Source organism: Microbacterium sp. B35-04 (assembly GCF_010634885.1).
Lineage (GTDB): Bacteria > Actinomycetota > Actinomycetes > Actinomycetales > Microbacteriaceae > Microbacterium.
Genome location: NZ_MWLP01000147.1, coordinates 1 through 3,795 on the forward strand (window position 1 = coordinate 1; position 3,795 = coordinate 3,795).

3 protein-coding genes are annotated in these 3,795 nt (G+C 73.5%); 1 reads left to right on the forward strand and 2 read right to left on the reverse strand.

Going from position 1 to position 3,795, the window contains the following annotated elements; all coding sequences use genetic code 11:
• Positions 1-107: 107 nt before the first annotated feature.
• Together B1729_RS20070 and hemE are read right to left on the reverse strand one after the other, a co-directional pair.
• Positions 108-1,328: an FAD-dependent oxidoreductase gene (locus B1729_RS20070; RefSeq protein WP_163634582.1), complete on the reverse strand. Its 1,221-nt coding sequence runs from the start codon at positions 1,326-1,328 to the stop codon at positions 108-110.
• On the reverse strand, positions 1,321-2,379 hold the full coding sequence (hemE, locus tag B1729_RS20075; RefSeq protein ID WP_163619542.1) for a uroporphyrinogen decarboxylase: 1,059 nt from the start codon (positions 2,377-2,379) through the stop codon (positions 1,321-1,323). Before hemE ends, B1729_RS20070 begins: the two co-directional genes overlap by 8 nt.
• 17 nt (positions 2,380-2,396) lie before the next feature.
• Between hemE and B1729_RS20080 the strand changes: the two genes are divergently transcribed.
• Positions 2,397-3,647 (forward strand): glutamyl-tRNA reductase, encoded by a 1,251-nt coding sequence (locus B1729_RS20080; protein ID WP_163634584.1) that lies wholly within the window; start codon positions 2,397-2,399, stop codon positions 3,645-3,647.
• Positions 3,648-3,795 lie beyond the last annotated feature (148 nt).

A 3,795-nucleotide genomic window follows, 5' to 3' on the forward strand; every position in this document is an offset into this window, starting at 1 on the left:
ACCGGTTGTCCGGCCGGCCGGTCCGCGGTCGTTGAGCGAGCGAGGAACGAGCGAGACGAAACGCCTGGGGCGTCGTCGCGGACGTGGAGTGCCTCGTCTGCGGGCGCTCAGCGGGTGAGGAGCTCGGACGCCGTGCGCTCGGCGTGGGCGATCAGGCCGGCGAGGCCCGACCCGGCTACCGTCTCGCCGACCACAGTGATCCCGGCCGGCGGGACGGCGGCGGCAGGCCGCACCCACGAGACGTGTGCGGCGTCGACCACCACCGGCAGCGGCACGCCGAGGAGCGTCTCGGCGTCGGCGAGTGCCGCGGCGACGGGGTCGGCCGGCGTCGCGTCGTACGAGAGGCGCAGCACGTGGCGGCCTGCGGCGGCGTCGCGCAGCCACGCCCACTTCGCGGTCGCGTGGGTGAGCGCGCGGGCGCCGACCGGTGCACCGGCGGCGACGAGCAGTCCGGTGCCGCGGGGTGCGGCATCCAATTCGTCCTGCTCCACCACGAGGGTGACGAGGTCGATGCGACGGCCGGGTGCGCCCGGCGCCGCGAGGCTCGGCGCGGCCACGACGACGATGCCGTCGAGGGTCGCGATGTCGTCGACGGGCGTACTCAGACGGATGTCGCCGCCGCGGCGCGCGAGATCCTCCGCGAGTGCGGGCACGATGCGGTTGACGCCGCCGCGAAGGCCGGCGACCGCCGATCCCGGGGGAGCGGCGGCGCGCAGCTGCGCGACGGCTGCTCCGAGCGAGCCGGCGCTCGCAACGGCATCGGCGAGTCCCGGATGTGCCCGGGCGACGGGCACGTCGTCGGGATGCTGCGAGTGCACGCCGTGCACCACCGGTGCGACCAGGCGGTCGAGAACCTCGTCGCCGAAGCGTTCGCGGACCAGGGCGCCGAGCGTCGGCGGCACTGCGTGCACAGGGAGAGCGTCGCGCTCGACCGCACGCTCGGCGGCGGCGCGGCCGACCACCCGCACGACATCCGCAGCGAGCGGATCGGACGGGATGCCGAGGAGCGCCGTCGCCGGCAGCGGCACTGCTTCGCCGGTCACGGGCTGGAGCCACGCCGGCCCGGGAGTGGGGGCGACGATGTCATCGGCGAGCCCGAGTTCGGCGAGCAGCGCCGCGACCACCCCGCCGCGGACGGCGAAGCTCTCGGCGCCGGCATCCAGGGCGAGCCCGCCCACCTCGTGCCGCGCGACGGTTCCGCCGAGGCGATCGGATGCCTCGAACAGCGTCATAGCCGCGCCCGACGCCGCGAGCCGGCGCGCGACCACGAGCCCCGCGACGCCGCCTCCGACGACGGCGAAGCGACTGCTCGTGCGGGACTCAGCCATGCGCGTGGACGAACTCCACGATGCGCGTGAGCACGGTCGGGTCGGTGTCGGGCGGAACGCCGTGGCCGAGGTTCAGCACGTGCGCGCGGGCGGCGCGGCCGCGTTCGAGCACGTCGACGATGTGGGCTTCGAGCACCGGCCACGGGGCGCGGAGCAGTGCGGGGTCGATGTTGCCCTGCACCGAGACGTCGGGACCGAGGCGACGCACGGCTTCATCAAGGGGCAGGCGCCAGTCGACGCCGACCGTGTCGACGCCGACGTCGCGCATCGCGGCGAGAAGCTCGCCGGTGCCGACGCCGAAGTGCACGAGCGGCACGCCGAGCTCACGCACCGGCTCGAGCGCCCGCGCCGAGAACGGCGCGACGTGTCGGGTGTAGTCGGCGAGGCTCAGCGAACCCGCCCACGAGTCGAAGAGCTGCCCGGCGGACGCTCCGGCCTCGATCTGGGCGGCGAGGAATGCGCCGGTGATCTCGGCGCACCACGTCAGCAGCGCCGACCACGTCTCGGGATCGGAATGCATGAGGGCCCGGGTCCGCAGCTGCTCCTTCGACGGGCCGCCCTCCACCAGATACGACGCGAGGGTGTACGGCGCGCCGGCGAAGCCGATGAGCGGCGTGGTGCCGAGCTCGGCGACGGTGAGCGCGACGGCTTCGCGGATGGGTGCGAGCGCTTCGGGGTCGAGCGGCGGCAGGGCAGCGACATCCGCCGCCGTCCTCACCGGGTTCTCGAGAACCGGCCCACGGCCCGCGACGATGCGCACGTCGACGCCCGACAGACGCACTGGGATCACGATGTCGCTGAAGAAGATGCCCGCGTCGACGCCGTGGCGGCGCACCGGCTGCAGCGTGATCTCGCTGGCGAGCTCGGGATTCAGGCAGGCGTCGAGCATGTCGGTGCCCACGCGCAGCTCTCGGTACTCGGGCAGAGATCGTCCCGCCTGGCGCATGAACCACACCGGGGTGCGGCTCGGCCGATCGCCGCGGTACGCGCGTATCAGCGCGGGCGGATCGTTTCTCTGAAGAACGGAAGGGTGAGAGACATGCAAAGACACACGTTAAGATTAGAGTCGTGCTCCTCTGTCTGACCGCGAACCATCGGAACGCGAGCCTCGACGTCCTGGAGCGTCTCTCTGTGGGAGCGCCCACGGCGACGCGCGCCCTCGTGGATGACGAGCTGTTCGTGTCCGGCGCCGTCGTGCTCGCGACGTGCAACCGGTTCGAGGCGTATCTCGACATCGACGAGCCGCTCACCGGCGGCGAGGCCGTCGCGGTGGAGTCGGTCGTCGAGGCGATGGCCGCGGCATCCGATGTTCCCGTCGACCTGCTGCGCGCGTCCGTCGCGGTGCACCAGGGGGCGGATGCCGCAGCCCACCTGTTCGCCGTCACCAGCGGCCTCGAGTCGATGGTCGTCGGCGAAGACGAGATCTCCGGTCAGGTGCGTCGCGCTCTCGACGCCGCACGTGCCGACGGCATGACCAGCAGCGAGCTGGAACGCCTGTTCCAGAAGGCGACGCACACCAGTCGTGGCGTGCGCAACCGCACCCAGCTGCGCGGCGCCCACCGCTCACTCGTGCGGCTCGCGCTCGAGCTCGCCTCGAGCCGTGTCGCCGACTGGGCGGCCGCCCGCGTCGTGCTCGTGGGCACCGGGCGCTACGCCGCGCGCACCGTCGACGCCCTGCGCGCTCGCGGCGCCGGCGACGTGCACGTGTTCTCGCCGTCGGGGCGGGCCGAGGGATTCGCCGCCCAGCACGGACTCATCCCGGTGTCGGACTTCGCGGCGGCAGCGGCCGAGGCGGATGTCGTCATCACCTGCACCGCCGACGCCGTCGTGCACGCCGACGCCTTCGTTCCCGGGCGCCGCGTGCTCGTCATCGACCTCGGACTGCCCCGCAACGTGGACCCGGCCGTCGGCGCCGTGGCCGGTGTGGAGCTGCTCGACCTCGAGACGATCCGGCTGCATGCTCCGCTCCAGGAGTTCAACGCGCACGCCGACGCACGCGCCATCGTGGGGGACGCGGCGACCGAGTTCCACGCCGACCGCCTCGCAGGTCCGGCGATCACGGCGCTGCGCACCGACGTGCTGAAGACGCTCGACGACGAGATCGCGCGCGCCCGCTCACGCGGCGCGGGCGACGAGGTCGAGGCCGCGCTGCGGCACCTCGCCGGGGTGCTGCTGCACCAGCCGTCGGTGCGGATCCGCGAACTGGCGGTCGAGGGCCGGATCGACGAGGCGCGCGCGGCGCTGGAGCTGCTCCACGGGCTGTCGATCGACGCACCCGGCGCGGTCGACGCCGACGACGACTTGTGGGAAACGGCGTAGCGGAGACCTGGCGCCGCCAGCTGCGGTTGGGCATGCGCTCGGGCGTTTCGTCTCGCTCGTTCCTTGCTCGCTGAACGAGCGCGGGACGGTCGGCGTCGTCTCGCTCGGGCGAAGACGGGGCTGGGTCGTGGTGCGTCTCGCTCGGTCG

What these genes read in the sequence shown, in the direction of transcription:
- B1729_RS20070 (WP_163634582.1), bottom strand. Translation starts at nt 1,328, where the DNA reads ATGGCTGAGTCCCGCACGAGCAGTCGCTTCGCCGTCGTCGGAGGCGGC.